This is a genomic window from Reinekea sp. (genome assembly GCF_982785585.1).
Genome location: NZ_CEYAVF010000002.1, coordinates 65,483 through 91,838, shown reverse-complemented (window position 1 = coordinate 91,838; position 26,356 = coordinate 65,483). Strand labels below are relative to the sequence as shown.

Annotated in this window: 28 protein-coding genes and 1 riboswitch; of the genes, 25 read left to right on the top strand and 3 right to left on the bottom strand. The window is 54.1% G+C overall.

Annotated features, from left to right (window positions below; all coding sequences use genetic code 11):
* The first annotated feature begins 13 nt into the window (after positions 1-13).
* The 4 genes from rplI (at position 14) to mqo (ending at position 4,945) form a co-directional block, all read left to right on the top strand.
* Positions 14-463, top strand: a complete 450-nt coding sequence (gene rplI / locus AC4FIC_RS01500; RefSeq protein WP_100256591.1) for a 50S ribosomal protein L9 — start codon at positions 14-16, stop codon at positions 461-463.
* Between the two features lie 256 nt (positions 464-719).
* Positions 720-2,120, top strand: a complete 1,401-nt coding sequence (dnaB, locus tag AC4FIC_RS01495; RefSeq protein ID WP_100256592.1) for a replicative DNA helicase — start codon at positions 720-722, stop codon at positions 2,118-2,120.
* Positions 2,120-3,199, top strand: a complete 1,080-nt coding sequence (gene alr / locus AC4FIC_RS01490) for an alanine racemase (protein WP_490359367.1) — start codon at positions 2,120-2,122, stop codon at positions 3,197-3,199. Before dnaB ends, alr begins: the two co-directional genes overlap by 1 nt.
* Positions 3,200-3,415: 216 nt before the next feature.
* On the top strand, positions 3,416-4,945 hold the full coding sequence (gene mqo / locus AC4FIC_RS01485) for a malate dehydrogenase (quinone) (protein ID WP_227003770.1): 1,530 nt from the start codon (positions 3,416-3,418) through the stop codon (positions 4,943-4,945).
* A 12-nt stretch (positions 4,946-4,957) separates the two neighbouring features.
* Here the strand turns inward: mqo and AC4FIC_RS01480 are convergent, their stop codons facing one another.
* Positions 4,958-5,110 carry a hypothetical protein gene (locus tag AC4FIC_RS01480; RefSeq protein ID WP_158524297.1) on the bottom strand — a complete coding sequence of 51 codons (153 nt, stop codon included), beginning with the start codon at positions 5,108-5,110 and terminating at the stop codon, positions 4,958-4,960.
* Positions 5,111-5,275: 165 nt separating this feature from the next.
* On the opposite strand from AC4FIC_RS01480, the gene ung reads away from it, so the two are divergent.
* From ung to AC4FIC_RS01415, 13 genes are all read left to right on the top strand, one after another.
* On the top strand, positions 5,276-5,980 hold the full coding sequence (ung, locus tag AC4FIC_RS01475) for a uracil-DNA glycosylase (RefSeq protein WP_100256595.1): 705 nt from the start codon (positions 5,276-5,278) through the stop codon (positions 5,978-5,980).
* Positions 5,981-6,298: 318 nt separating this feature from the next.
* The gene (locus AC4FIC_RS01470) at positions 6,299-8,221 is read left to right on the top strand and encodes a PrkA family serine protein kinase (RefSeq protein WP_100256596.1); all 1,923 of its coding nucleotides are present in this window, start codon (positions 6,299-6,301) and stop codon (positions 8,219-8,221) included.
* 13 nt (positions 8,222-8,234) lie between these two features.
* The gene (locus AC4FIC_RS01465) at positions 8,235-9,515 is read left to right on the top strand and encodes a YeaH/YhbH family protein (protein WP_100256597.1); all 1,281 of its coding nucleotides are present in this window, start codon (positions 8,235-8,237) and stop codon (positions 9,513-9,515) included.
* The gene (locus tag AC4FIC_RS01460) at positions 9,512-11,080 is read left to right on the top strand and encodes a SpoVR family protein (RefSeq protein ID WP_100256598.1); all 1,569 of its coding nucleotides are present in this window, start codon (positions 9,512-9,514) and stop codon (positions 11,078-11,080) included. Before AC4FIC_RS01465 ends, AC4FIC_RS01460 begins: the two co-directional genes overlap by 4 nt.
* Positions 11,081-11,214: 134 nt before the next feature.
* Positions 11,215-11,362, top strand: a riboswitch (molybdenum cofactor riboswitch).
* On the top strand, positions 11,351-12,319 hold the full coding sequence (moaA, locus tag AC4FIC_RS01455) for a GTP 3',8-cyclase MoaA (RefSeq protein ID WP_100256599.1): 969 nt from the start codon (positions 11,351-11,353) through the stop codon (positions 12,317-12,319). (Overlaps the previous riboswitch by 12 nt.)
* Entirely contained in the window at positions 12,320-12,859 is a 540-nt protein-coding gene (gene mobA, locus AC4FIC_RS01450; protein ID WP_100256600.1) for a molybdenum cofactor guanylyltransferase, read from the top strand.
* Positions 12,856-13,398 (top strand): molybdenum cofactor biosynthesis protein B, encoded by a 543-nt coding sequence (gene moaB, locus AC4FIC_RS01445; RefSeq protein ID WP_100256601.1) that lies wholly within the window; start codon positions 12,856-12,858, stop codon positions 13,396-13,398. Before mobA ends, moaB begins: the two co-directional genes overlap by 4 nt.
* Positions 13,395-13,868: a cyclic pyranopterin monophosphate synthase MoaC gene (gene moaC, locus AC4FIC_RS01440; protein WP_100256602.1), complete on the top strand. Its 474-nt coding sequence runs from the start codon at positions 13,395-13,397 to the stop codon at positions 13,866-13,868. The genes moaB and moaC overlap by 4 nt, the downstream gene beginning before the upstream one ends.
* A gap of 10 nt (positions 13,869-13,878) precedes the next feature.
* Positions 13,879-14,127 carry a molybdopterin converting factor subunit 1 gene (gene moaD, locus AC4FIC_RS01435; protein ID WP_100256603.1) on the top strand — a complete coding sequence of 83 codons (249 nt, stop codon included), beginning with the start codon at positions 13,879-13,881 and terminating at the stop codon, positions 14,125-14,127.
* Positions 14,124-14,573 carry a molybdopterin synthase catalytic subunit MoaE gene (moaE, locus tag AC4FIC_RS01430; protein ID WP_100256604.1) on the top strand — a complete coding sequence of 150 codons (450 nt, stop codon included), beginning with the start codon at positions 14,124-14,126 and terminating at the stop codon, positions 14,571-14,573. Before moaD ends, moaE begins: the two co-directional genes overlap by 4 nt.
* Positions 14,567-15,292 carry a molybdate ABC transporter substrate-binding protein gene (modA, locus tag AC4FIC_RS01425; protein ID WP_273284117.1) on the top strand — a complete coding sequence of 242 codons (726 nt, stop codon included), beginning with the start codon at positions 14,567-14,569 and terminating at the stop codon, positions 15,290-15,292. The genes moaE and modA overlap by 7 nt, the downstream gene beginning before the upstream one ends.
* Entirely contained in the window at positions 15,289-15,960 is a 672-nt protein-coding gene (gene modB / locus AC4FIC_RS01420) for a molybdate ABC transporter permease subunit (RefSeq protein ID WP_100256606.1), read from the top strand. The genes modA and modB overlap by 4 nt, the downstream gene beginning before the upstream one ends.
* Positions 15,957-16,991 (top strand): ATP-binding cassette domain-containing protein, encoded by a 1,035-nt coding sequence (locus AC4FIC_RS01415; protein WP_273284120.1) that lies wholly within the window; start codon positions 15,957-15,959, stop codon positions 16,989-16,991. Before modB ends, AC4FIC_RS01415 begins: the two co-directional genes overlap by 4 nt.
* Before the next feature lie 62 nt (positions 16,992-17,053).
* Here AC4FIC_RS01415 and AC4FIC_RS01410 read toward each other — a convergent pair whose 3' ends face one another.
* Entirely contained in the window at positions 17,054-17,770 is a 717-nt protein-coding gene (locus AC4FIC_RS01410; protein WP_100256608.1) for a sulfite exporter TauE/SafE family protein, read from the bottom strand.
* A gap of 141 nt (positions 17,771-17,911) precedes the next feature.
* Between AC4FIC_RS01410 and yihG the strand changes: the two genes are divergently transcribed.
* A complete protein-coding gene (gene yihG / locus AC4FIC_RS01405; protein ID WP_273284124.1) occupies positions 17,912-18,811 on the top strand; it encodes a 1-acylglycerol-3-phosphate O-acyltransferase, YihG family in 900 nt (299 codons plus the stop codon).
* On the opposite strand, the gene AC4FIC_RS01400 is transcribed toward yihG, so the two are convergent.
* Positions 18,808-19,431, bottom strand: a complete 624-nt coding sequence (locus tag AC4FIC_RS01400; RefSeq protein ID WP_273284127.1) for a rhomboid family intramembrane serine protease — start codon at positions 19,429-19,431, stop codon at positions 18,808-18,810. The two genes, yihG and AC4FIC_RS01400, sit on opposite strands and share 4 nt — an antisense overlap.
* A 214-nt stretch (positions 19,432-19,645) precedes the next feature.
* On the opposite strand from AC4FIC_RS01400, the gene AC4FIC_RS01395 reads away from it, so the two are divergent.
* The 7 genes from AC4FIC_RS01395 to AC4FIC_RS01365 all read left to right on the top strand — a co-directional run.
* Positions 19,646-19,975 carry a hypothetical protein gene (locus tag AC4FIC_RS01395; protein ID WP_100256610.1) on the top strand — a complete coding sequence of 110 codons (330 nt, stop codon included), beginning with the start codon at positions 19,646-19,648 and terminating at the stop codon, positions 19,973-19,975.
* Between the two features lie 185 nt (positions 19,976-20,160).
* Complete coding sequence (locus tag AC4FIC_RS01390) at positions 20,161-21,381, top strand: MFS transporter (RefSeq protein WP_100256611.1); 1,221 nt, start codon at positions 20,161-20,163, stop codon at positions 21,379-21,381.
* A gap of 376 nt (positions 21,382-21,757) precedes the next feature.
* The gene (gene ushA / locus AC4FIC_RS01385) at positions 21,758-23,353 is read left to right on the top strand and encodes a bifunctional UDP-sugar hydrolase/5'-nucleotidase UshA (RefSeq protein WP_100256612.1); all 1,596 of its coding nucleotides are present in this window, start codon (positions 21,758-21,760) and stop codon (positions 23,351-23,353) included.
* A gap of 128 nt (positions 23,354-23,481) precedes the next feature.
* Positions 23,482-23,832, top strand: a complete 351-nt coding sequence (locus AC4FIC_RS01380; protein WP_476194231.1) for a RidA family protein — start codon at positions 23,482-23,484, stop codon at positions 23,830-23,832.
* A 24-nt stretch (positions 23,833-23,856) separates the two neighbouring features.
* Positions 23,857-24,288: a CBS domain-containing protein gene (locus AC4FIC_RS01375; protein WP_100256614.1), complete on the top strand. Its 432-nt coding sequence runs from the start codon at positions 23,857-23,859 to the stop codon at positions 24,286-24,288.
* Between the two features lie 194 nt (positions 24,289-24,482).
* Positions 24,483-25,154 (top strand): cupin domain-containing protein, encoded by a 672-nt coding sequence (locus AC4FIC_RS01370; protein ID WP_100256615.1) that lies wholly within the window; start codon positions 24,483-24,485, stop codon positions 25,152-25,154.
* A gap of 412 nt (positions 25,155-25,566) precedes the next feature.
* Positions 25,567-26,356 (top strand): hypothetical protein (locus AC4FIC_RS01365; RefSeq protein WP_490359366.1); only part of this gene is annotated, 790 nt, incomplete at its 3' end.

Here is a 26,356-nt window from a genome sequence, read left to right as displayed (position 1 = left end):
TGAGGTAAGCGAGATGGAAGTTATCCTGCTTGAAAAAGTTGGTAAGATGGGCGTTTTGGGCGACACCGTAAATGTAAAAAGCGGTTATGCGCGCAATTTCCTGGTACCAACAGGCAAGGCAGTCCCTGCGACTGCAGAAAATTTAAAGCATTTCGAAGTTCGTCGTGGCGAACTGGTTAAGGCTGAAGCCGCTAAATTGGCTTCTGCCCAAGCACGTGCCGATCAACTGGCTGAGCTTGAGTTAACCGTTACGGCGCACGCCGGCGAAGAAGGCAAGTTGTTCGGTTCTATCGGTCCTCGTGACGTGGCTGACCTTGTGTCTGCAACAGGCGTTGAGATTGAGAAATCCGAAGTGAAGATGCCTTTAGGTCCGATTCGTACCGTTGGTGAATACGACATTGCTGTCCAGTTACACAGCGATGTCAAGGGTACTGTGCATTTGATCGTTGTTGCAGAAGCCTAAGGTCAATTCAGGTCTGTAGCGCCTAGGCGATGCAGACTCGATTGACAGCGGTTGCCGGAATGGCAACCGCTATCTAAGAAGCGCACCTCGGTGCGTTTTTTTTTGTTCGGCTTTTATCAACAGCCGGTCAACGCCGATTTCACCCTGGCTTTTGCTGTCTTGGGCGCGACACCGCTCGAGCTAGGTCAAATACCCCGTGCCTCTGGCACTGTATCTCGGTAAACTGCTCCTCTATTTAGGTTGTGGAAGTTTCTGGATGTCCGATAATTACGATGACGATTTGCTCTCCTCGAGCGACCCTGAGATCCGTCAAATTAAGACCCCACCCCATTCTTTGGAAGCCGAACAGTCGGTTCTGGGTGCCTTGATGGTCGATAACTCGCAATGGGACAATGTCTCCGAAATTCTGATGCCGGACGATTTCTTTCGCAATGAACACCGTCAAATCTTCCGTATGATGATGAAGTTGGCCTCGGCCAATTCGCCGATGGATGTTATTACCCTGGGCGAGACCCTGGAAAAGGAGCGCTTACTGGAGTCGACCGGCGGCATGACCTATCTGACCGAATTGGCCGAAAACACGCCATCGATCAGCAATGTCGTGGCCTATGCCAAGATCGTCCACGAGCGCAGCGTCTTGCGGCAGTTAATCAGTGTCGCCGGCGATATCGCCGGTAAGGCTTACGACCCGCGCGGTCTGGATGCCCAAACCATTCTCGATGAGGCCGAACGAGCGGTCTATAAGATTGCCGAGGATCGACCCAATCAGGGTGGCCTTATTCACGTCAATCCCCTGGCCGATCGGGCCTTGGCGCGGATTGATGAGTTGTCCAAACAAGATTCCGATATAGTCGGGATATCGTCCGGTTTCAGCGACCTCGATAAGACCACCAAGGGTTTTAAGGGCGGCGAATTGATTATTGTCGCGGCGCGACCGGCTATGGGCAAAACCACTTTCGCCATGAACCTGGTCGAGGAGGCCATCCTCAATCAGGATAAGGTCGTCGTGGTGTTCAGCTTGGAAATGCCCGCCGATCAGTTGCTCAATCGTGCCTTTGCCTCGCTCGGGCGGATCGAGTTGGGCCGGGTGATTACCGGCAAGTTGGCCGATGACGATTACCCCAAGCTGGTCAAGGCGGTCAATCTGCTCAAGGATAAGAAACTCTATATAGACGATACTGCCGGCCTGTCACCGTCGGAGATGCGCTCGCGGATCCGCCGACTGATCCGCGAACACGGCAGCATCGGCATGATCATGATCGATTATCTGCAATTGATGAGCATCAAGGGTTTCACCGAAGGCCGTACCAACGAGATCTCGGAAATATCGCGCACCCTGAAAGCCATCGCCAAAGAATTCGACTGCCCGGTAATTGCCCTATCGCAGCTTAACCGTTCACTCGAGCAGCGCCCCAATAAGCGGCCTATTGCCTCGGATTTGCGTGAATCGGGCGCGATCGAGCAGGATGCCGATCTGATTATGTTTATCTACCGCGATGAAATCTACAATCCCGATTCACCCGAGAAGGGCACCGGTGAAATTATTATCGGCAAGAATCGAAACGGTCCAACCAATACGGTCCGGCTCTCCTTTCAGGGCCAATACTCGAAGTTTTCCGATTTGGCACCGGACTATATGGGTGAGTACAACAGCTGATGAATCGAGGCACCCAGGCACAGATCGATCCGACCGCGTGGCAGCATAATGTGCAGTGCGTCCGCCAGTGGGCGCCCCAGGCGCGGGTCTGGGCCGTGGTCAAGGCCAATGCCTACGGTCACGGGGTTGAGCGGGCAGCGCAGGCCTTGAGTTCGGCCGATGGCTATGCCGTGGCCACGCTCGGTGAGGCGATCGAATTACGTCGGTTACAGCCGCACCATCCGATCCTATTGCTCGAAGGTGTTAATCGGGCAGAGCAACTGGCCGATGTAGTGGCCTGCCAGTTACAGACCGTGGTGCACTGCCAGACCCAGCTCGATCAGATACGCCAAAGCACTGCGCAGCGCCTAGACCCCCATCCCTTGGTGGTCTGGCTCAAGGTCGATACCGGGATGCATCGATTGGGTTTTGCGCCGTCAGACCTGGAGTCGGCCCGTTCGCTCTTAGCGAATTGCCCGGGTGTGCAGCTCGAGGGCGTGATGACCCATCTGGCCTGTGCCGATGCTCTGGACCAACCGGAACCAACCCTCCAGCAACTGGCTCTATTCGACGCCTGTGTGCGACCCGGCGATCGCTTAAGCATTGCTAACTCCGCCGCCGTAATCGGATGGCCGCAAACCCATAATGACTGGGTCCGGCCTGGCATTATGCTCTACGGTTCCTCGCCCTTTGCCGAGCGCAACGGCGTAGATCTGGGGTTGCGCCCGGTGATGACTCTGACCGCGCCGGTGCTGGCTGTGCGTACGGTCCTGGCGGGCGAGGCCATAGGCTATGGCCATGTTTGGCGAGCCGAACGGGATTCGCGTATCGCCACCGTGGCGATCGGTTATGGCGATGGCTATCCGCGTCAGGCACCCAATGGCACGCCGATCTGGCTTAACGGTCAAACGGTGCCCTTGGCGGGCCGGGTATCGATGGACATGCTGATGATCGATGTCACCGATCTGGATCGGGTGTCGGTCGGCGATATGACCGAACTGTGGGGCAAGCGTTTAAGCGTTGATGAGGTCGCGCGCGCCATCGGCACCATCGGCTATGAGTTGCTCACTCGGGTGACCGCGCGGGTCGAGCGCGTCTAATTCGGTTCTTCGTGCCATCGCAGCCCTCGCGCCCTCGCGCCCTCGCGCCGTCGTCCCGGCGACGGCTCCGTATAGCCTCCTCTCAGGCCGTCTAGCCCCGCCCCATACACCAAATGGATGATGGGTATCTGCCCCGCGGGTCAAGACATTTACTATTCAATCCGTATAATCGGCCACCTCACTGGTACCAATCCGTTTTGAACGGCATGGCGTAGAGTGTCCGTTAGGATCATTAAACATAACAGAGGGAAGAACTGTATGGCGGTGAAATCAGTCGATGTATTGCTGGTTGGTGGTGGCGTGATGAGCGCAACGCTGGGAGTCCTGCTGAAGCAGCTCGAACCTTCGATCAATATTCTGATGATCGAACGCAATGAAAAGGTGGCGCTGGAAAGTTCCGATGGCTGGAACAATGCCGGCACTGGCCACGCTGCCTATTGCGAGCTGAACTACACGCCCGAACGGTCCGATGGCAGTATTGATATTGATAAGGCCGTGTCGATTAACAGCGCCTTCGAAATATCACTGCAATTCTGGTCCTACTTAGTCAATAAGGGCTTCTTTCCCGATCCTCAGCACTTTATCAATCGCGCTCCCCACCAGAGCTTCGTCTGGGGCGAGAAAAACGTCGATTTTTTACGTAAGCGCTTTGCCGCCATGAGTCAACACCCTCTCTTTGCCGGTATGGAATACAGCGAAGATCCCGCGGTGTTGGCCAACTGGATGCCATTGATCATGGATGGTCGGGACCCGACCGACAAGGTCGCCGGCACGCGTGTGTTGCACGGTGCCGATGTCGACTTTGGTTCGATTACCCGCGACCTAATTTATAATCTGGCGAAACAGCCCGGTTTTGAACTGTTAGTCAGTCACGAAGTGAAAAGCTTCAAACGACTCGCTGATCAGACTTGGTCAGTCTCTATGCGTGAATGTATTCAAGGTAAGGTTGAGCAGATCCACAGCAAGTTCATCTTTTTGGGCGCTGGCGGGGGCTCGTTGCCCTTGCTCCAGGCCGCCGGTATTGAGGAGGGCGCTGGATACGGTGGCTTCCCGGTCAGCGGCCAATGGCTGGTTTGTAAGAAGCCGGAAGTGGTGGCTCGCCACAGTGCCAAGGTCTACGGTAAGGCGCCGCTCGGCGCGCCACCGATGTCCGTGCCGCATCTGGATACGCGCGTGATCGATGGCGAGAAAGCCTTGCTGTTTGGGCCCTTTGCCGGCTTTACCACCAAGTTCCTTAAGCAGGGCTCGTTCCTCGATCTGTTCAAGTCGATTCGGCCGAACAACCTAGTGCCTATGATGCGGGTTGGCCTGCGCCATACCGACCTGACCCGTTATCTGATCAGTGAGGTCATGCTGTCTACCGAAGACCGCCTCGAGTCGTTGCGTGGCTATTACCCGCAGGCCAAACTCGAAGACTGGCAATTGGCCATCGCCGGGCAGAGGGTGCAGATCATTAAGAAAGACAAGAAGTTGGGCGGTAAGTTGGAATTCGGCACCGAGGTGATCAGTTCGGCCGATGGTAGCCTGGTCGCGCTGCTTGGTGCCTCGCCCGGCGCCTCTACGGCAGTGGACACGATGATCGGTATTCTCGAGACGAGTTTTCCGACACAGATGGCCAGTGAGGCTTGGCTGGAAAAGTTACACGCCATGGTGCCCTCATACGGTCAGGTGTTAGTAGACGATATAGAGCTGCTGAAGCGAGTCCGCGAGTACACCCTAACGACGCTGAAATTAACCCCTCCCTAATTGGCAGGATTGTCACCGGAGTCGCTCGACGCCGGTGATCAGGTCCACCACCGGCGCCAGGAGCACGGCCCAGGCATTCCACGGTTGCACACCGACGCTCGGACACTGCTCAAGATCGGGTTCACCCTGGTAGCACTTATCGGCGCCGCGTTTTTCTAGTAGCATAGTTGGCGATCTCTAGATTCGATCTTAGGGTGGACCCTTACCGCTGCCATGGAGTTAGTCAATGCCTCGCGTTATCGCCTTCAGGCTTAAGAGCCGTGCCATGTGCCCTAGCGCAGATAGGACTCTGGCGGTCAATGCCACCAACAACCCCTTTGGGCAAGCCTGATGGCACTGCTCGATCTGCTCCAGTCCGCCGCCTGGCGACAGTTGATTGAGGCGCGTGTCGACGATGCCCAATTGAACGATCTGGCCACCTTTCTGCTTGAGCAGGAACGCGCCGGCCAGATCCTCTATCCGGCCAAGTCGAATTGGTTTCGTGCGCTCGACAGCGTTGCACCGCAACAGGTACGGGTGGTGATTCTGGGCCAGGATCCCTACCACGGCCCTAACCAGGCTCAGGGCTTAAGTTTTTCCGTGCCCCCGGGCGCAAAACTCCCGCCGAGCTTGCGCAATATCTTTAAGGAGCAGCAGGCGGATTTGGGCATCCACAACGAGTCGGGTGATCTATCGAGGTGGACCGGGCAGGGCGTGCTGTTGCTCAATGCGGTCTTAACCGTTAGTGCGGGCCAGGCCGGCAGTCACGCCAAGCAGGGCTGGGAGGCGCTAACCGATGCGGTTATCCGGGCCCTAAGCGATGGCCCCACGCCCACAGTCTTTATGCTCTGGGGCGCCTACGCAGAAAAAAAACAACAGCTCATCGATGCCTCGAAACACCTAATTCTCAGTGCGCCGCACCCCTCGCCTTTGTCGGCCTATCGGGGTTGGTTTGGGTGTCGGCATTTTTCCCAAGCCAACCTCTATCTGCAACAACAGGGCTATGCCGCGATCGATTGGCATACCGAAGCCTCGCCCCAACAGTCTCTTTGGTAGGTCGCCACGACCCGAGCGCAACCCAGATAAAATAATGTAAATACTCTGCAGCTGTGCCGTGCCTGAACTAAGATTGAAAAACAGCAGGTAAATATCAACCGATGATTAAGGATCCGGCCGCTCGGTCGTGAACGCTCATAATGGCAAAGCATTAACGGCATTCTGATCGCCTAATTTTTTCGGATTTGAGCACCGGATGACCCGTCGGTTCATCAGTACACAAAAGCTTGAGAATATTCTTATTTAGGATTCGTGGCACCAAGGGAGCGTTTTTATAGCGTCGAGCGGGTGTCACTTATGCACGGTCAGGAGAGTCACATGGATCTATTTAAGCATTACCAGCAGCGTTACGAAACCAAGCGGCACGAAGAATTCTCACTCGAAGAATATCTTAATCTGTGTAAAGCCGACCCAATGACTTACGCCACCGCGCCGCAGCGTATGCTGGCGGCGATTGGCGAGCCGGAGGTGGTCGACACCGCGCGCGATAGCCAACTGAGTCGAATTTTTTCCAATAAGGTCATTCGCCGCTATCCGGCCTTTGCTGAATTTTACGGCATGGAAGAGCCGATCGAACAGATTGTGGCCTATTTCCGGCACGCGGCTCAATCGCTCGAAGAGCGTAAACAAATTCTCTATCTGCTAGGGCCGGTGGGCGGTGGTAAGTCATCCTTGGCCGAGCGACTCAAGGTCTTGATTCAGCAAATTCCGTTCTATGCGATTAAAGGTTCCCCGGTGTTTGAATCGCCCCTGGGGCTGTTCGACCCAGCCGAAGATGCCGAGGTGTTACAAGAAAAGTATGCGATTCCAAATCGCTACCTAGGCCATATCATGTCGCCTTGGGCGGTTAAGCGTTTGCACGAGTTCGGTGGGGATATTAGCCAGTTTCGAGTGGTTAAACTCTATCCCTCGATTACCGATCAGATCGCCGTTGCGAAGACCGAGCCGGGGGATGAAAACAATCAGGATATTTCGGCCTTGGTTGGTAAAGTCGATATCCGAGCGCTCGAAGACTTCCCGCAAAACGATCCCGACGCCTATTCCTTCTCAGGTGCTTTGTGCAAAGCCAATCAGGGCCTGATGGAGTTTGTGGAAATGTTCAAAGCACCGATCAAGGTGCTGCACCCCTTGCTGACCGCGACTCAGGAAGGCAACTACAATGCCACCGAAGGCATGAGTGCTATACCCTTCAGTGGTACTATTTTGGCGCACTCGAATGAATCCGAGTGGCAAAAATTCCGCAATAATCGCAATAATGAGGCCTTTCTTGATCGGGTCTATATTGTCAAAGTGCCTTATTGCTTAAGGGTACAAGAAGAAATAAATATATATAAAAAGCTGCTTGAACACAGCTCGCTGCGCCAATCGCCCTGTGCTCCGGATACCTTGAAGATGTTGGCACAGTTTGTCGTCCTGTCGCGGGTCGCTGTGCCAGAGAATTCCAATCTCTACTCTAAGATGCGCGTCTACGATGGCGACAATCTCAAAGACACCGATCCGAAAGCCAAGACTATTCAGGAGTACAAGGATGCCGCCGGTGTCAACGAGGGCATGGACGGACTGTCGACCCGCTTCGCCTTTAAGATTTTGTCCAAAGTTTTTAACTTCGATCCGATCGAAGTAGCCGCCAATCCGGTTCATCTGCTTTACGTGCTAGAAGAGCAGATCGAGCAGCAGCAGTTTCCGCAGGAGATTCACGATCGTTATCTGGCTCATTTGAAAGAATTTTTGGCGCCACGCTACGTCGATTTTATCGGTAAGGAAATACAGACGGCATACCTAGAATCCTATTCCGAATACGGCCAAAATATTTTTGATCGCTATGTGACCTATGCCGATTTCTGGATTCAGGACCAGGAGTATCGTGATCCGGAGACCGGAGAGATACTCAACAGAGGCTCGCTTAATGACGAGTTAGAGAAGATTGAGAAACCGGCTGGTATCTCCAATCCCAAGGATTTCCGTAACGAGATTGTCAACTTTGTCTTGCGTGCCCGTGCCAATCACGAGGGCCGCAATCCGAGCTGGCAAAGTTATGAAAAGTTACGCGCGGTAATAGAGAAAAAAATGTTTTCCAACACCGAGGATCTACTGCCGGTGATTTCCTATACCGCCAAGTCGTCCAAAGGCGATGAGAAAAAGCACGCCGATTTCGTACGCCGTATGGTCGAGCGGGGCTATACCGAGAAACAGGTTCGACTGTTGAGTGAATGGTATTTGCGGGTTCGTAAATCATCTTGAATCGGGAGGGTCTATGGTCAACTCCTATGTTGTCGATCGTCGCTTAAATGGTAAGAACAAGAGTGCGGTAAACCGAAAGCGGTTTTTGGAACGCTATAAAAAGCATATCAAGCGCGCGGTTAATGAGGCGGTCAACAGCCGCTCTATCACCGATATGGAGCATGGCGAGTCTATCTCCATTCCGGGTCAGGATATTCATGAGCCGGTATTCGGTCATGGCCCGGGTGGCCAGCGGTCGATTGTGAATCCGGGTAACAAGGAGTTTGTCTCCGGTGACCGCATTGCCAAACCACGTGGCGGGGCAGGGCAGGGGGGCACCGGGCAGGCATCCGATAGTGGTGAGGGGCTCGACGAGTTCACCTTTAATATTACCCAGGAGGAATTTCTCGAATTTCTCTTCGAGGATCTGGAGTTACCCAACCTGGTCCGTAAAGAACTTAAATCGTTGGACGACTTTGTTTACCGTCACGCCGGTTTTACTAATACTGGGGTGCCGGCCAAGATCAATGTGGTGCGCTCGCTCAAAAATGCCCATGCCCGCCGGATCGCGCTTAGTGGTAAGTCGCGCCGACTGCTCAAAGAGACGCTCAGGCTGATTGACCTCGAAGAACAACAAGAGACCGCGCTGAAGAACCCCAAACGAATAGCCGAACTGATCTTGGAGAAAGAGCGCCTGCAAGCCAAGATAGGGCGTTTGCCCTTTATCGATGATTTTGATCTGCGCTATAACCTGAGCGCCAAGGAGGCGATGCCGAGCAGTGCGGCGGTGATGTTTTGTCTGATGGACGTGTCCGGGTCGATGACCCAGGCCACCAAAGATATCGCGAAAAAGTTCTATCTGTTGCTTTATATGTTTTTGCGCCGAAACTACGAAAAAATTGAGGTCGTCTTTATCCGACATCACACCAATGCCAAGGAGGTAGACGAAGAAGAATTCTTCTACAGTCGAGAAACCGGTGGCACCATCGTATCCTCTGCCTTGCGCCTAATGCAGCAGATTATTGCCGAGCGTTACCCAGCCAATGCCTGGAATATCTACGCCGCTCAAGCCTCAGATGGTGATAACTGGAACGACGACTCACCCACCTGTCAGCGCATACTGGAGAAAGAATTGATCGCCAAGGTGCAGTATTTTTCCTATATCGAAATCACCCCGCGCGATCACCAGGCCCTGTGGCACGCCTACGCCCAAGTTAAGGCCGCTAATCCGAATAGCTTTGCGATGGAGCAGATCGTGGATCAGAGCGATATCTATCCGGTGTTTCGCCACCTGTTTCAAAGGAAGGTGCTATGACCAAACCCTCGCCCCCGGCGCATGAATCGCGCCATGAACCCATTACCAGCTCCAGTGAGTGGACCTTTGAATTGGTGCGTGAGTTCGACGCTATCATTGGCCAGGTGGCCCGGGAATATCGGCTCGATACCTACCCCAATCAGATTGAGATTATCAGTTCTGAGCAGATGATGGACGCCTATTCATCGGTGGGCATGCCGGTCGGCTACCATCATTGGTCCTATGGTAAGCAGTTCCTCCAGACTCAGAACCACTACAATAGGGGTTTTATGGGCCTGGCTTATGAGATTGTCATCAACTCCAGCCCCTGTATTGCCTATCTGATGGAAGAGAACACCATGGCGATGCAGGCCCTGGTGATTGCCCATGCCTGCTACGGCCATAATTCCTTTTTTAAGAACAACTACCTGTTTAAAACCTGGACCGATGCCACGGCCATTATCGATTATTTGGTGTTTGCCAAGGAGTACGTCGCTCAGTGCGAAAACCGGTATGGCGTCGGCACGGTCGAGGCGATACTCGACTCCTGTCATGCCTTGCAGAACTATGGCGTCGATCGCTACAAGCGACCCTCGCAAATTTCGGCCGCGGCAGAGGCGTCACGGCAAACCGAGCGCGAGGCCCATATGCAGCAGCAGGTGAATCTGCTGTGGCGGACCATCCCGGTGCATCGAGACGAGGATGAAACTGGCCAAACGAGTCACTTCCCGGCCGAACCGCAAGAGAATCTACTTTATTTCATCGAAAAAAATGCCCCCTTGCTGGAGCCTTGGCAGCGTGAGCTGATCCGCATCGTACGCAAAATTGCCCAGTATTTTTACCCACAACGGCAAACTCAGGTGATGAACGAGGGCTGGGCCAGTTTTTGGCATTACACCCTGATGAACACTCTATACGACCGGGGCTATGTTAACGAAGGCTTTATGTTCGAGTTTCTCAGCAGTCATGCCGCCGTGGTCTACCAGCCACCCTATGACTCCAAATATTACTCTGGCATCAACCCCTATACGCTGGGCATCAATATCTTTAACGACTTGCGGCGGATGTGCGAGGCACCGACGGCGGAGGACTATGAATGGTTTCCCGATATCGCCGGGAAAGACTGGCTTCAGACACTGCACTTTGCGATGGAGAACTTTAAGGACGAAAGCTTCATCCAGCAGTATTTGTCGCCCAAGGTAATGCGCGATATGCGGCTGTTTTGCGTATTCGACGACGAGGACCAGGCGGAATACGAGATCCGTGCCATTCACGACGATCCAGGTTATCGCACCGTGCGCGCCGCGTTGGCCGAGCAATACAATTTGAGTTCGCGCGAGCCCGATATTCAGGTTGTGGCGGTTGACCTGCGCGGTGATCGCTCACTGACGTTAAAGCACACCCGGCATAATAACATCCCCTTGAACAAGGACTGCGAAGAGGTGCTCAAACATGTCCATCGTCTCTGGGGCTTTGATGTGCATCTTAACTCCTACGCCGGGGCGCAGCTTAAAGCCAGCTTGCATGTGCCGGCCAAACCGGTTGATGACGCAGGCGTTAACCAGGAAAACCTCAAATATGTCTAAACTCGCCTAATACGCCTGCCAAGAGTCCTCCCCGAGAGGGGGCTTTACTGGCCAGCAAGACCGGCAATGGGTATGATGAGGCTCAAGTCCTTTGCCGCTTAGGGGTGCCTAACTTAAGCCGTTGACGACGCACTTAACTGCATTTACACCGAGTGACCCTGTACTACGTTCGGTTGGCCCCGCCAATCTTATATGTCACGGCCACCTCGCATAGAGCGACAGGGTTCGAGCTGGAAACGGCAGGGCCTCCCGACTTTGGAAAGGTGAACAATGTTACAAGATACGTTTGGGCGTCGATTTTATTATCTGCGCCTGTCGGTGACCGATGTCTGCAACTTCAGTTGCGACTACTGCTTGCCCGACGGCTATCAGGGCCGGCCGGACGAGGCGTTTTTGTCACCCAATGAGCTCACCCAGGTGGCCCGTGGTTTTGCCGCCATGGGCACGCAAAAGATCCGCCTTACCGGCGGTGAGCCCAGCCTGCGCAATGACTTGCCGGAGATTATTGAGCGTATTCATACAATTGAAGGCATCCAAACGGTGGCCTTGACCACCAATGGCTATAAGTTGCCTCAGCGGATTAAGACCTGGGCCGATGCGGGTTTGACCCAGCTCAATGTGTCGATCGACTCACTCGATCCGAACGAATTTCAACGTATTACCGGTCATGACCGACTGCCGGAAATACTCGCCGGCATTACCGAAGCCAAGGCCTTGGGTTTGGCGGTCAAGGTGAATTCGGTGTTGATGAAAGACATCAATGACGACATGAGTGCGGTGCTGCATTGGTTGCGCACCAACCCGGTCACCTTACGCTTTATTGAAGTGATGGAAACCGCTGACCAGCAAGTTTTTTTCCGCCAACACCATATCAGCGGCGCGACCATTAAAGAACGCCTATTGGTCGATGGTTGGCAGCCGGTGGCCCGTAAGTTGGCAGACGGACCCGCTCAAGAGTTTTGGCATCCGGCCTTTGTCGGTCGTATTGGTCTGATCATGCCGTACAGCAAAGATTTCTGCGCCACCTGTAACAGGTTGCGTGTCTCCAGTCTGGGTAAACTGCATCTGTGTCTGTTTTCGGAGCAGGGCATCGATCTGCGGCCCCTATTGCAGCCGGGCGTTCCGCTCTCAGGGCTGGTCGAGGCGGTGACTCACCATTTGGGCGATAAAAGTGCCGGCCACTCGCTGATCGACCATAATAGCGGGGCCATGGCCAACCTGAGTCAGATAGGCGGTTAGATGAGCGCGGCGATCCTATTACTCAGCGGTGGCCGCAGCACCCGGATGGGACAGGATAAGGCGACCCTGGCTTGGGCCGGCCAAAGCTTGCTCAGCTGGCAGCGCCATCGGTTCGAACGGGCCGGCTCTCGAGTGCTGTGCGGTCTGAGCGATCGTTTTGCCGATTACCCGGGCCCGTTGGCCGGGATCGATTCGGCCTGTGCCGCGTGTCCGGACCTTGAGGGCTTTGTGGTGGTGCCGGTTGATATGCCGTCTTTAAGTAGCGCAGCAGTGCAGTATTTGGCGCGCCAGGGCGCTGAAAAACAGCGGCTTAGCGCCTTTGTCGGGCATCCGATGCCGCTCTATGTGCCCAACTCGCCGGCTATCGCCCAGCTGCTGGCGCGCTGGCTGGCAGATCCGGAGGGGCCGCGTTCGGTTACCGCCCTGATCGAGCATCAGGACGGTCAATGGCTTGCACCGGAGCCCTATCAAAACGAACTAACCAACATCAATACGCCCGATCAATGGCGCCATTTTCTGGCAGGAGAGTTACACCCATGAGTCATGCAGCCAAGTCCTTCGAACCCCTGTCTATTGCCGTCCTTACGGTGTCCGATACTCGTGACGCGAGCAATGACACCTCCGGTGCTCTTCTGGTTGAACGCGCCCTGGCGGCCGGCCATAAGCTGAGCGAACAGCGCATCGAAAAGGATGATATTTTTCAGATTCGCTATCAGGTTTCCAAGTGGATCGCATCGCGCGACACCCAGGTGGTAATCATCACCGGCGGGACCGGTTTTACCGGTCGCGATTCAACCCCGGAGGCGGTGTCCGTGTTGTTGGAAAAGCAGGTTGATGGGTTTGGCGAGTTGTTTCGTCAACTGTCTTATCAAGATATCGGCACCTCGACCGTTCAGAGTCGGGCCTTAGCCGGGTTGGCCAATGGCACCCTGGTGGTCTGTCTGCCCGGTTCGACCGGCGCCTGCCGCACCGGCTGGGATGGCATCTTGGCCAGTCAACTCGATGCCAGCCACAAACCCTGTAACTTTGTCATGCATTTAAAGCAGACCGACAGCGACCTATGTGAGACGCGAGCATGACTGAGTTCAGTCACATCAATGCCGCTGGTGAAGCCAATATGGTCGATGTCTCCAGCAAAAGCAGCAACCTGCGTGAGGCCCGAGCCGAGGTCTATGTGCTGCTCAACAGCCAAGCCATAGGCCTGATTCAGCGCGGCGATCATCATAAGGGCGATATTTTCGGGGTGTCTCGAGTGGCCGGTATTATGGCCGCCAAACGCACCAGCGATCTGATCCCGCTCTGTCATCCACTGATGTTGACCAAGGTCACCGTCGATCTGGAGTTGCAGGCCGATCAACAGCGCGTACGGATCACCAGCCTGTGCAAGCTCGACGGCAAGACCGGTGTTGAGATGGAGGCCCTGACAGCGGCATCCGTGGCAGCGCTGACCCTGTTCGATATGTGCAAGGCGGTCGACCCGGCGATGCGCATCGACGGTTTGCGGGTACTGGAAAAAACCGGCGGAAAATCGGGGCGATGGCTCGCATAGGAATCCTAAGATGACCTTTACAGTGAAATTTTTTGCCCGTCTGCGGGAAGAATTGGCCACCGCCGAGGTGCAGGTTGCGCTCGCCGATGTCACGACCCTGGCCCAACTCAAGCCCTTTCTCATTGGCCAATATCCGCATTGGCAGACGGCTTTGGAACGCAACCTGTTGCTTGCGGTCAATCAGAACCTGGTCAATGGCGACCTGACCTTGCAGGTCGGTGATGAGGTGGCGCTGTTTCCACCGGTGACCGGCGGATGATTCATATCGCCGTGCAGACGGCCGATTTTTCGGTGCAAGATGAATACGACCGTATCTGTGCGCACAACAGCGCCGACGGTGGCGTGGTGTTTTTTGTCGGCCGGGTGCGCGATCTCAACGAGGGTGAGGCGGTCTATGCCATGACCCTGGAACACTATCCCGGGATGACCGAACAGAGCCTGATGGCTATTGTCAGCGAGGCGCAAACGCGCTGGCCGCTTAGCCGGGTGCGGGTGATTCATCGGGTCGGGCAACTGACTCCGGGCGAGCAGATCGTCTTTGTCGCCACGGCCAGTCCTCATCGGGACGCCGCTTTTGCCGGTGCACAATTTATTATGGATTGGCTCAAGACCCGAGCGCCGATCTGGAAGAAAGAGAACACCGAACGGGGCGAACATTGGCTCGAGGCCAAGCTCAGCGACGCCGACAAGGCCGACCAATGGTAGTGCGCCTGCTATTTTGTGGCTGGCTGTTGAGTGCTGGGGTCTGGGCCGAGGCGCCCCTGACCGTGGCGGTGACCGCGAGTTTTAAGCCGGTATTGTCGGCTCTGAGCGACCCCTTTAGCACCGCTACGGGCCAGTCGATGCGACTGGTTTCGGCCTCAACCGGAGTGCTGTCTCAGCAGATCTTGGCGGGCGCGCCCTTTGATGTTTTCTTTGCCGCGGATCGAGCCCATCCACAACACTTGCGCGATGCACTGAACCTGCCTGCGGACCGTGTCACAACCTATGCCCTGGGTGCTCTGGTGCTGGTCACCCAGGACCCTGCGGTCCAGACATTAGACGATCTGCATGACTACGCCGGCCGAGTGATTATCGCCAATCCGCTGCAAGCGCCCTATGGTGCCGCCGCCGATCAGCTATTGGATCGGTTGGGCTTTAGCGGTACCCGGGTACGGGCCAATAATGTTAGCCAAGCCCGCCAATATCTCAGTCTTAATTTAGCCACGGTGGGTCTAACCGCGGCCTCAGTGGCCCAAGATCTGCCCGGGGCGCAGGCCATCGATCCAACGCTCTATCCGGTATTGGAACAACAGGTCATAGTGCTGCGCGCCTCCGAGCAAACTCGGCGGCTCCTCGCCTTTTTACAAAGCACCGAAGCGATCCAGATGCTGCGCGACATGGGTTATCGTGAACCGGGCAATGGGGAGCCAGTTGAGCCATGATTCTGGATGCGATCGGACTCACCCTGCGCCTGGCCGGCACCACAACCCTGTTGTTGCTCCTTATTTGTCTGCCGCTGGCGGCTTGGCTGGCCTCAACGCGCTCGCGCGCTAAACCCTGGATAGAATCCTTAGTGGCCTTGCCATTGGTGTTACCGCCGACGGTGTTGGGGTTTTATCTGCTGCTGATTATGTCGCCCAACAGTCGCATCGGGGCCGCTTGGGTTGAGTTATTTGGTCAGAGTCTGGCCTTTAGTTTCTGGGGGCTGGTAATCGGTTCGATGGCCTATTCCTTGCCGTTCGTGGTCCAGCCGCTGCAACGGACCTTTGAAGGCCAGGGGCCGCTTATCGCCGAGGCGGCGCACACCCTGGGCGCTCATCCTTGGCAAACCTTCTGGGCTATTCGCCTGCCGCTGGCGATGCCGGGCCTCATCGCCGCCTCGGTGTTGGGTTTTACCCATACGGTGGGCGAATTCGGTGTGGTGCTGATGATCGGTGGCAATATACCGGGTCAGACCCAGGTGCTGTCTATTTTGCTGTTCGATCAGGTTGAAAGCCTGAACTATGCGCTGGCCCATCAGTTGGCCGCTGGTCTGGTACTGAGCTCGTTGCTGGTATTGTTCTGCCTCTATCGCTGGAATCATCAGAGTGTCGTGAGGATTGGCGGATGAAGTTTTCCATTCAGGGCCATTGGCGTGGCCAACAACTCGACCTCCAAGGCCAATTTGCACCCGGTGAACGGGTTGCCTTGCTCGGTGCCAGTGGCGCCGGCAAGACCACATTGTTGCGTCTGCTAGCGGGCCTAGATCACATGCCCGAAGCGCAGATCGATATCGCCGGAAAAACGCTCGGCCGAGCCTGGCAGTCGCCCTGCAGCCTGGTGCATCAGCAGCCGGTGATGTTTGCCCACCATCGGGTCGAGCAGACGGTGCACTTCGGCGCTCGGTTTCGACCCAATAGCCAAGCCTTACCGATGCGGGAATGGGCCGAGGCCTTGGATCTGACCGATCTGTGGCAACAATCCTGTGCTGCGCTGTCCGGCGGTCAACAGCAGCGGGTTGCGCTCTTGCGCACCCTGATGAGTCAACCGGCTTGGCTCTTATTGGACGAATCCTTTGCCGCGCTCGATGCCCTGAGCAGAGTAAGAGCCTGTGACGTGGTTGCCGACTACTGTCGACGCACCGGTGCGGGCCTGCTACTCGCCAGCCATCATGACAGCCCGCAACGGATCTTGTGCGACAGTGCCTACTCAGTGGATCAGCTAACCGGCAGTTATCAGCCGAATCTATTCGATCAACTCAATCGGGTTAGCAGCGAGGGCGGCATGACCACCCTGTCGGGCACAGCAGAGCAGCTTACTAAGGGTTTTCTGGCCGTTCTGGTCGATAGGCAATCGCTGTATTTGGCCGTGCCCGAGTGCTGGCAGCCGGGCAATGCCCGTATCAGTCTTGAGGCATCTGAAATCAGTATCGCCTTAGGCGATCAACATCAGACCTCAATGGTCAATCGGCTCAAGGCAACGGTGGACAGTCTGGTGTCAATCGACGGTGAGCGCGTTGTGGTTGGCTTGCGGCTGGACCAACAGCGCTTTAGCGCGACCATCTCACTCTGGTCCCGGCAGCGCCTGGAATTGGTTGTGGGGCAGACGGTGTTTGCCGAATTTAAAGCGGCCGCCGTGCAGTGGCACGGCCAGGCACACTGATCAGTCGCTGCTCTTCGATTGATATCGATGCCCTGCAAGTACCCCCGGCTGTGCCTCTACCCTCAGTGAAACACCGCGCCATAGAACGCGATCAACGCCGAAAATGAGCATATCATTAGTAGCATTGGCCGGTAATGACGATCGACCCAAGGCCGGGCCGACTTACCCAACAGATAACCCAGTCCGGCAGCGGGTATAAAAGACAGGCCCGTGAGCCACAGATTGGCTGTCATCAGGCCCAGCATTTGGTAACTGACCAACGATGTGATGCAGCTGTAGGCGAAGTAGATCGACAAGTTGGCCCGGGTGTTATGGCCCTTGCCGTGTTGCATCACCAATGCGATCGGCGGGCCGCCGATCGAGGTGGTGGTGCCGGTAATGCCGGAAATAAAGCCGGCAATGGAGAGGTTGCTCATGGTGGCCGGGAACGGCTTGGCAAAGGCGGTCACAAATATCGCTACAAAGACCATGCCGGCAACTAAAATTTGCAGCAATTGCACTGGTAGTAGGGTCAGGATCCAGGCACCAGCAAAAGTACCTGGGAGCCGACCGATCATCGCGGGGCTAATAAAGCGCCATTCGATGCCGCTGCGTTGGTTCCAAGCATTCTGCAGGCTCAGGACCAAGGCGACGATGGTGAGAATGATCGGCACCCACTCGGGGCGATAAAGCACAATAATGGGCGCCGCGACCACCGCCATGCCAAAGCCTAGTGCCGTTTGAACCACGCAGCCTAAAAATAACGCAGCAGCGGTTAGCCACCAGAGGGTATCGAACATCGGGATCACTGCCTGAAAAAAAAGCTAGGGTAGCCTCGATCCCGAACCGGTACAACGGTTGTTCATCCCTGCAAACGATAAAGTGGTTGCATCTTGCTAAACAAATCGTTAAAACCTTCCCCCACAAAGGGGAGTGTGCGCGTGAAAGCAGTGTTTAATAATATTATGGGTGTGATTGCCATGCTGTTGCTGGTGGTTCATACCTTGATTATCGGTATTTTTGTCTTTACCTGTGTCTTCTGGCGCCTGGTGTTGTCAGAACGTTTGCGAGTTAAGCTGGTTAACCCGGCCATTATCGGTGTTGCTAATGTCTGGCTGGGGGTGATCCTCTGGTGGATGCGAAACGTCCAGCGGATTGAATGGGACATCGAGAATGAAGTGGAGCTGTCACTCGACCAGTGGTACATGGTGGTTTCAAATCATCAGAGTTGGGTCGATATCTTTGCGCTGTTCCATGTCACCCAGGGTAAAATTCCCCTATTAAAGTTTTTTATCAAAAAAGAGTTGGCCAAGGTGCCGATCGTCGGCCAAGCCTGGTGGGCGATGGACTATCCTTTTATGCAGCGCCACTCGCGCGCTTTTCTAGCCAAACATCCAGAAAAGGCCAATGATGACCTGATCGCGACCCGCAAAGCCTGTGAGAAGTTCTCCCACACCCCAACCAGCATCGTTAACTTTCTCGAAGGGACTCGTTTTAGCCCGGACAAACAGGCACGTCAGAAGTCCCCCTACAAGCATTTGCTGCGGCCCAAGGCCGGTGGTATCGCCTTTGCGATCCAAGCTCTGGGTGCGCGATTTTCATCGATGATCGACACCACCATCGTGTACCAAAACCAGCCGCCCAGCTTTTGGGATCTGGCTTGCGGTCGAGTCGGTAGGGTGTCGATCCGGATGCGGCACGTGGAGATACCGGCTGCCTTTATCAGCATGGATTATCTTGATAACCGCGATGACAAAAAAGCGTTCCAGCTTTGGTTACACCAGCTTTGGTTGGCCAAGGACGCGCAAATAGCCGAACTCAAAAGCCGCCCGAGCGCCTAGCGTAGAGTTAAATCGTTATTGAGCAGTCTGCGCAGGCGGCTGCGCATCCACGGCAACAGCAGCAAACCCATTAGAACACCGCAGGCCAGGCCACCCAGGTGGGCCGAGTTATCGATGGGCAGAAATAGGCCTAGGCCCAAGTTGATCGCCAACACCGCGCCAATACTCTTCAGCCATTCCTTGCGCAGGTCCGGACGCACTATATTGCTCAGCAGCACCGCGACAAAAATACCAAATAGACCGAAGATGGCGCCAGAGGCACCGGCACTGATCACGCCTGGATTAAACAGATAGCTCGCGAAACTGCCCGCCAAACCGCATGCCAGATACACCAGCAGAAAAAGCGCTGACCCGAGGAGGGGCTCAATAAACCGGCCCAAGACAAACAGGGAGGCGCTGTTGAAGACCAAATGCATCAGGCCGAGATGCAAAAATATGCTGCTGAAAAATCGCCACCACTCGCCCTGTACGACAAAATTGGAATAGTTAGCGCCCAGTGCCAGCAAGCTCTGCGCGGAAAACTGTGAAAAGTTGCCATTGAGCACCACCACTGCTAAAAACATTAGCAGGTTGAGGCTTAACAATACCGGGGTAACACGAAAACCTGTTCGAAACTTCAAAATCATAAGGGGTCCATAGAGGCATATAGGGCCATAGGGCCGAGTTAGCGCAAAAATCAGTTGATAATCTACCCTGTTCGAGTCGCAAAACCTACCCTGCTTTATGCGGTCTTTGGGCAGGGGCGGTAAATCTCTCAGTTTGTGTCCTGCTAGTCGAAATTGGTCCCCATTAGTGTTACAGTATTGCTTCGTTTGATGGCAAAATTGACCCGATATGAAGAGCACACGCAGCAAACACGATATTCAATCCGACTTGGCCGACGAAGTCGCAGCCTTCTTGACCCATGGTGGAAATATTAGCCAGGTGGAACGCGGGAAGAGTGGACTTTCTCCGGATAAGCCTTGGATCAACCCGTTCAAAACGTCCGAAGGTGAAAAAGCCTTGTCTCGCACACCCTTACCCGATGTCGTGGCGGCGATTGATGCGCGGAAACAGTCAAAAAAAAAACCCTTAGTTAAGCATCGCAAACCAAAGAAAACCTGGATTTTCGACGATTTCGGCGAACCTGTGCGCTGGGTTTGGTCGGAAGAGTCGACCAGCTGACGGTTTAGCAGCTCCAGTCAGTAACGACTCGACCCACTCCTTCTTTACAGTAACGGGCCCTTGAGTCGACGCCCTGTAAACCCCGCATAACGCCCGATAATTCCTTATAGACCTTGTCCTTTCGTGTCATCTTTGTGTAAACCGGCGTATGCTGCCTCCCCCCGATCTTTTTGGATAGAACCACGATGAATCTCAGTAAAACCGAATACCGCCGAGTGCTCTTGGCCGCCTGTTTATTACTGATGCTGTCAATTGGTTATCGCTCCGGCTTTGGACTGTTTTTACAACCGTTGAGCAGTGCCCGAGGCTGGGGGCGAGATGTGCTATCACTCGCCCTTGCCACGCAAAACCTCGCCTGGGGCGTGGTCGCCGTTTTTGCCGGAGCACTGGCCGACCGCTTTGGTAACCTAAAGGTTATTGTCGCGGGCGTGGTGCTCTATGCCGCGGGCATGTGGGGCATGTCGGTGGCTGAGACCGAATGGCAGATCATCCTGACGGCTGGGTTTCTGGTGGGTGCCGGAATTGCCGGGACCTCCTTTGGTATCGTGTTACCGGCCATTGTGCGCGCCGTTCCAGAAGACAAGCGTAGCTGGGCCCTGGGGGTTGGTACTGCCGCGGGCAGTTTTGGCCAATTTTTGATTGTGCCCTTGATGCAGGGTCTGATCGAAGCCTTCGGCATGTATCCGTCATTAAAAATTCTCGCCGCTTCAGCCTTTGTGATGGCGCTTTTAGCCATTCCCCTGGCGCCGTTCAGTGGCAGTCGGGAAGTCAAGCCATCCGCGGGCGGGCCTTCGGTTGCTGAGCCATCACTCTGGTCGACCCTGATCAGTGCCTTGAAGGTTCGATCTTACACCCTGTTGGTGTTCGGTTTTTTTGTCTGCGGTTTTCACATCGCCTTTATTACCGTCCATATGCCCAGCTATCTCCTCGATCTAGGCTTTGAAGCTAAGGTGGGCGCCTGGAGTATCAGCCTTATTGGCCTGTTCAACGTTTTTGGCGCCTATATTGCCGGCGTGCAAAGTGGTAAGCGACCCAAACATCTGATCTTGGCGGGTATCTACCTGGCACGGGTGGTTGCCATATCGGCCTTTGTCTTAATCCCGGTGTCCTTGACTAGTATTCTTATGTTTAGTGCTGCTATGGGCTTCCTATGGCTGGCTACCGTCCCCCCCACCTCGGGTCTGGTCGTTACCTTCTTCGGAACCCGCTATATGGCTTTTCTGTATGGTTTTGTCTTCCTCAGCCATCAACTCGGCAGTTTTAGCGGCGTCTGGCTGGGAGGCTACCTCTACGAACACTACGGTAACTATGATGGCATCTGGTACTTAGGTATTGTATTGGGTCTGGTCGCCGCGGCCCTGCATTGGCCCATCCAAGAACGGCCGGCGAAGCTCGCCCTGGCCTAGTCCCGCGAATGTCCTGAACGCTGGCAAAGCGCAGCGTTCATCATTTCTTCACAAATTTTCGGTAAAATACCCTTCTGGCTTGACATGAATCTATGCTTGGCTCAAGTTAAGCAATCTGAACAAACGGTCAGCTAAATAGTTGGTCGGGCCTCTTCCCTGTGTGCGGCGGACAATAACCGTTGTAAACGGAGTTTTTGCGCCGCCGTTCAGCCCAATCCAATGCTGAACGGCAGCGTGATGCGGGGTTGGAATTCATGAGTACTTTTTGATTGAGCCGTAGCGCGAGATAATTTTTTTGAATGACCCGTGACCTATTCGGCCTTGTTAGGTTGGATGGCGCGACCATATCACTAAATTCCTTACCTGGAGATTCAGCATGAAAAGATGGACTGTAGCCCCCCTGAGCCTGTTAGCCTCTTCCTTGATATTAGTTGGCTGTGCCAGCACCGGGACCCAATATGTCACCGATCAGGAATACCGCTTAACCCTATTACACACCAATGACAATCACGGTCGCTTTTGGCAAAACAGCCGCGGCGAGTATGGCATGTCGGCACGAATGACCTTAGTCGAACGCATCCGCATGGAGGTTGAAGCGCAAGGCGGGTCCGTACTGATGTTATCCGGCGGTGATATTAATACCGGTGTACCGGAGTCGGACCTGCTCGATGCCGAGCCCGACTTTAAGGGTATGACGATGCTCGGCTATGACGCCATGGCCATTGGTAATCACGAATTTGATAACTCACGTGAAGTCTTGATGAAGCAGGCCGAATGGGCAGACTTCCCGTTTTTGTCGGCCAATATCTACTTAAAAGGCACTAATAAGACTCTATTCCCCGCCTATCAGATGTTTGAAGTGCAGGGTAACCGCATTGCCGTGGTAGGTTTCACGACCGAAGACACGCAAAAGATCGGTAATCCGGAGTTTATCTCTGACCTTGAATTTAAAACGCCCATAGAAGTGGCCGAAAAACTGATTCCCGCTTTGAATAAGAAAGCCGATTTGGTGATCGCCGTGACCCATATGGGCCACTACGACGACGCCAGTTTCGGTGGCAATGCACCGGGCGATGTCTCGCTCGCGCGGGCCGTCTCGGGCATTGATGTAATAGTCGGCGGGCACAGTCAAGTACCGCTGTTCAAGCCAGATGTGCAAAACAATACCCTGATACTGCAAGCCCATGAATGGGGCAAGTATGTTGGTCGACTCGATTTGGTTATTAAGAATGGCGATATTACCGGTTACGATTACAAACTGATCCCGGTCAATCTAAAAGATAGGGTCAAGGACGATGCCGGCAACAGCAGCTATGTGCTGCAAGAAGCCGAAATTGCGCAAGATTTGGGCATGTTGGCCATGTTGTCCTCCTATCAGAAGCAGGGCAGTGCGGCACTGGGTACTGTGATTGGCCAATCCGACGGACTCTTTGTCGGTGACCGCAATATCGTGCGCAACAGTGCCACCAATCTCGGCGTGTTGATTGCCAAGGCACAGATGGTCAAGACCAAGGCCGATGTGGGTATTATGAACTCCGGTGGCATTCGCGCCGACATGGAAGCGGGTGAAATTACCTATAAGGACGTCTTAACGGTTCAACCCTTTGCGAATATCCTGACCTATGTGGATTTTTCCGGTCAAGAACTAACCGAGTACCTGACCGCCGCAGTGAATATGGCCGCTGGTAGCGGCGCGTTTGCGCAGATTTCAGGGGCCGAGATCCGTACCGTTGCAGGCAAAATCACCCGCATGACCGTGGCCGGTAAGGCCATCGACATGAACCAATCTTATCGCATCGCGGTCAATTCCTTTATGGCCTCCGGCGGTGACGGTTATCCGAAAATTAGCGACCACGCTAACTTTGTTAACACGGGTTTTGTGGATGCCGATATGTTGGTTGAATACATTCAAAATAACAGCCCGCTGTCGGTGTCCGATTTCGAACCCGATGGCAGCCTGGAGCGGATGTAATTTAGACTGGACGATTGTACAAAGTACTCTAAATGCTAAACTGATCCGGGCTTAGGCCCGGTTTTTTTATATGCCTCATTTTAGGGCGAAAGGCCCATCCCTAACTATTGAATCGATTGGAAGCTAATATGACCATTCAACGCATCAACCCCAGCGCACGTTGGTCTGACATTACGGTGTTTAACGGCGTAGCCTATTTTGTCGACGTTGCCGATGATGCCAGTGCAGATATGACCGGCCAGATGCAACAGTTATTGGCCCAGGCCGAACAAACATTGGCCAAGGTGGGTAGCGATAAGTCCCAGCTCATCTCAGTGACGATCTATATTACTGACTTTGCCAATGTTGGTGCCCTCAATGACGTCTGGTCGGCCTGGTTGCCGGCAGACTCAGCACCCAGTCGGGCTTGCCTGAAAGTCGAATTGGCCAATCCGGCCTATCTGGTCGAGATGGCCTTTGTGGCAGCGGTAGCAGATTAATCGACCCCCTCACCGGAGATGTGTATGAAAGTTAATAGTTTTATGACCAAACATATCGTCACCGTAACCATGGATGACAAAGTTAGTCATGTAAAATACCTGTTCGATGAACACGAATTTCATCATTTGTTGGTGGTGGATCGAGGTAATTTATCCGGCGTACTGTCAGACCGTGATCTGTTAAGAGTACTCAGCCCAGACGTTGACAGCCTTGATGCGACGTCCAGAGATCTAGCCTGCTTAAAAAAAATGGTGCACCAGATTATGACCCGCAATCCGATCACCTTGCACCAAGACGCTAGCATTCGCGACGCTATCGATGTCTTGAACCAGCATCCTATATCCTGCCTGCCAATTGTTAACGATGCGGGTAAGGCAGTTGGTATCGTGACATGGCGCGATCTAATACGCATGTTGGCGAGACCGGCGGAGCCTAAGGTTGAGTCCGCCGAGTGATCGGCGCAGTGACGTGCTCGTAATCAAGCCAGAACATTCGCCTGCTAAGCCTAGACTGAGGCCAAGGTGTTTGATGAAAATTATATGGCGAACCATTCGGCCTAGCCATTGGCCCATTGTTTGGCGGCAATCTATTTGCTCAACGTTTACTTCGCATGCAGGGGTTATAATTGAAAGCTGGAACTCAGAATACGATGGCACAGGATACCTTGATTCACGGCGACTTCAGTCAGCCGGCCATTGTTCGGCCTGAAGACTACCGCTGGCAAGCGTCACCGCTGCCGGGTGTTGATCGAATGATGCTGGATCGCGTCGGTGGCGAAATCGCGCGCGCCACGACGGTGGTGCGTTACGCACCAAATAGTCAATTTTCGGCGCATGTCCATGGCGGCGGTGAGGAGTTCTTCGTGCTCAACGGTGTTTTTGCCGATGAGTATGGCGAATACCCGGCCGGATCCTATGTGCGCAATCCCGTCGGCACCTCCCACACGCCGATCATCGGCGCAGCCGGCGCGACCATCTTGGTAAAGCTCAATCAATTTGACGCGCGTGACACCGAGCAAAAGCATATTGATACCCATGCAGTGCCATGGCGGCAAGGTCTGGTTGAGGGTCTGACCGTAATGGCGCTGCACGACTTTGAAGGTGAGCATGTGGCGCTGGTTAAGTGGGCACCCAATACCCTATTTCAAACCCACCGACACTGGGGCGGGGAAGAGATATTTGTCTTGTCGGGAGTGTTCCATGACGAACACGGACGGTATCCGGCCGGCTCTTGGATACGGTCACCACACCTAAGTCAACATACGCCTTTTACCCAGGATGAAGGCGCGCTGATTTTTGTTAAGGTGGGGCATTTGCTGTAGCAATTTCAGAGTAAACAAAAATTGTTTCTGAGTGAAACATTTCAAGGCGCTGGTGGCAAAAAAATATTGGCAGCCTTGGCCTATCAGGTCTTGATGTTTGTAGTTTTTTTACGACCAACTGCTTCGGAAGAAGTTGGGCATCAACGCGACGCAAAATTATTCACCCTATTTTGCACCTATACTGTCGCGTTTTAAGTTGATTCTGTTTTAAGGAAAAGGATAAACTATATTAGGTTGGAGCAGGGGTGTCCAAAGAATAATAAATATTTAGATATACTTCACGTTTTTTCACAACCCTTGGTATTAGAATTATTTCACAATTATAAAAAACACAAAGACCAGCAAAAAAGTATCTGATTTTAGTGATAGATATTCTTATTGAACTGATTATGGAAAATCAAGGACAAAAAGGATGGAACCTATTGCTGGCAAAAACTGTCTTCTATCTATCGATGTTATTGACTTAAGGCCCTGGATATTTCTCTTTGTCCTTTATTTCGTATTCGTATCAATAACGGTCGGGTCCAACCTTAATCCGATCCATCAGACTGGCCCATACCAAAACCATCCGGAAGCTATTTACCCATCGGACCGAGACGTTCTAGGAGAAATAACTCTCCATCAAGAAGTACGCCACATTCTTGGGGTAGATTCAAACGTACAGTTTCGCAACATAACCCCCTCCTATACTTCACCAGATATTGTCCATTTGCAGCAGGTATTCGCCGGAGTGGACGTTTCCGCTGCAATCCTTGCTGTGCGCTTATCAGATGACGGTAAGGTGAGTCAGGTCTACGGCGAGGTTCTAGACGGGGTTGGCCAGGCACTAAAACGTCAAGCCAATCGACGCGACAGGTCCGCTGCCAAAGCCATATCACCCGCCAATAAATTAGCCTGGGTTGCTGATGCACAATGGCTTGCCAACCATGTTCTGCTCCCTCAAACCGATCAGGGCCAATGGACCATCAGCCAGCTCGTGCAAAGCCCTGCATTTGTGTCCATTGCAGGGCAGGTTAGGCGTGTTGAACGAGTTGAATTCTATGCTGAAAATATCAGTCAACAACGTTTTGTTCGACCGGTCCTTGATGTCGATCCGGATAGTCACATTATCCTGCAGCAACTGAATCGCCTGAACTATTCTGTGCAGGCCGGCAGCGGCCCAGGCGGTAACCTGATGACCGGGCCGCAGCAATACCCCTGGG

Excerpts from the sequence above, each read along its gene's own strand:
- ushA (WP_100256612.1), top strand. The coding sequence starts at position 21,758 with ATGAAAAGATGGACTGTAGCCCCCCTGAGCCTGTTAGCCTCTTCCTTG.
- moaA (WP_100256599.1), top strand. The coding sequence starts at position 11,351 with ATGTTACAAGATACGTTTGGGCGTCGATTTTATTATCTGCGCCTGTCG.
- AC4FIC_RS01460 (WP_100256598.1), top strand. The coding sequence starts at position 9,512 with ATGACCAAACCCTCGCCCCCGGCGCATGAATCGCGCCATGAACCCATT.
- AC4FIC_RS01380 (WP_476194231.1), top strand. The coding sequence starts at position 23,482 with ATGACCATTCAACGCATCAACCCCAGCGCACGTTGGTCTGACATTACG.
- modB (WP_100256606.1), top strand. The coding sequence starts at position 15,289 with ATGATTCTGGATGCGATCGGACTCACCCTGCGCCTGGCCGGCACCACA.
- AC4FIC_RS01415 (WP_273284120.1), top strand. The coding sequence starts at position 15,957 with ATGAAGTTTTCCATTCAGGGCCATTGGCGTGGCCAACAACTCGACCTC.
- AC4FIC_RS01470 (WP_100256596.1), top strand. The coding sequence starts at position 6,299 with ATGGATCTATTTAAGCATTACCAGCAGCGTTACGAAACCAAGCGGCAC.
- modA (WP_273284117.1), top strand. The coding sequence starts at position 14,567 with ATGGTAGTGCGCCTGCTATTTTGTGGCTGGCTGTTGAGTGCTGGGGTC.
- moaC (WP_100256602.1), top strand. The coding sequence starts at position 13,395 with ATGACTGAGTTCAGTCACATCAATGCCGCTGGTGAAGCCAATATGGTC.
- AC4FIC_RS01410 (WP_100256608.1), bottom strand. The coding sequence starts at position 17,770 with ATGTTCGATACCCTCTGGTGGCTAACCGCTGCTGCGTTATTTTTAGGC.
- dnaB (WP_100256592.1), top strand. The coding sequence starts at position 720 with ATGTCCGATAATTACGATGACGATTTGCTCTCCTCGAGCGACCCTGAG.
- moaD (WP_100256603.1), top strand. The coding sequence starts at position 13,879 with ATGACCTTTACAGTGAAATTTTTTGCCCGTCTGCGGGAAGAATTGGCC.
- AC4FIC_RS01480 (WP_158524297.1), bottom strand. The coding sequence starts at position 5,110 with ATGCTACTAGAAAAACGCGGCGCCGATAAGTGCTACCAGGGTGAACCC.
- rplI (WP_100256591.1), top strand. The coding sequence starts at position 14 with ATGGAAGTTATCCTGCTTGAAAAAGTTGGTAAGATGGGCGTTTTGGGC.
- moaE (WP_100256604.1), top strand. The coding sequence starts at position 14,124 with ATGATTCATATCGCCGTGCAGACGGCCGATTTTTCGGTGCAAGATGAA.
- AC4FIC_RS01370 (WP_100256615.1), top strand. The coding sequence starts at position 24,483 with ATGGCACAGGATACCTTGATTCACGGCGACTTCAGTCAGCCGGCCATT.
- alr (WP_490359367.1), top strand. The coding sequence starts at position 2,120 with ATGAATCGAGGCACCCAGGCACAGATCGATCCGACCGCGTGGCAGCAT.
- ung (WP_100256595.1), top strand. The coding sequence starts at position 5,276 with ATGGCACTGCTCGATCTGCTCCAGTCCGCCGCCTGGCGACAGTTGATT.
- moaB (WP_100256601.1), top strand. The coding sequence starts at position 12,856 with ATGAGTCATGCAGCCAAGTCCTTCGAACCCCTGTCTATTGCCGTCCTT.
- AC4FIC_RS01395 (WP_100256610.1), top strand. The coding sequence starts at position 19,646 with ATGAAGAGCACACGCAGCAAACACGATATTCAATCCGACTTGGCCGAC.
- AC4FIC_RS01390 (WP_100256611.1), top strand. The coding sequence starts at position 20,161 with ATGAATCTCAGTAAAACCGAATACCGCCGAGTGCTCTTGGCCGCCTGT.
- mobA (WP_100256600.1), top strand. The coding sequence starts at position 12,320 with ATGAGCGCGGCGATCCTATTACTCAGCGGTGGCCGCAGCACCCGGATG.
- AC4FIC_RS01465 (WP_100256597.1), top strand. The coding sequence starts at position 8,235 with ATGGTCAACTCCTATGTTGTCGATCGTCGCTTAAATGGTAAGAACAAG.
- AC4FIC_RS01375 (WP_100256614.1), top strand. The coding sequence starts at position 23,857 with ATGAAAGTTAATAGTTTTATGACCAAACATATCGTCACCGTAACCATG.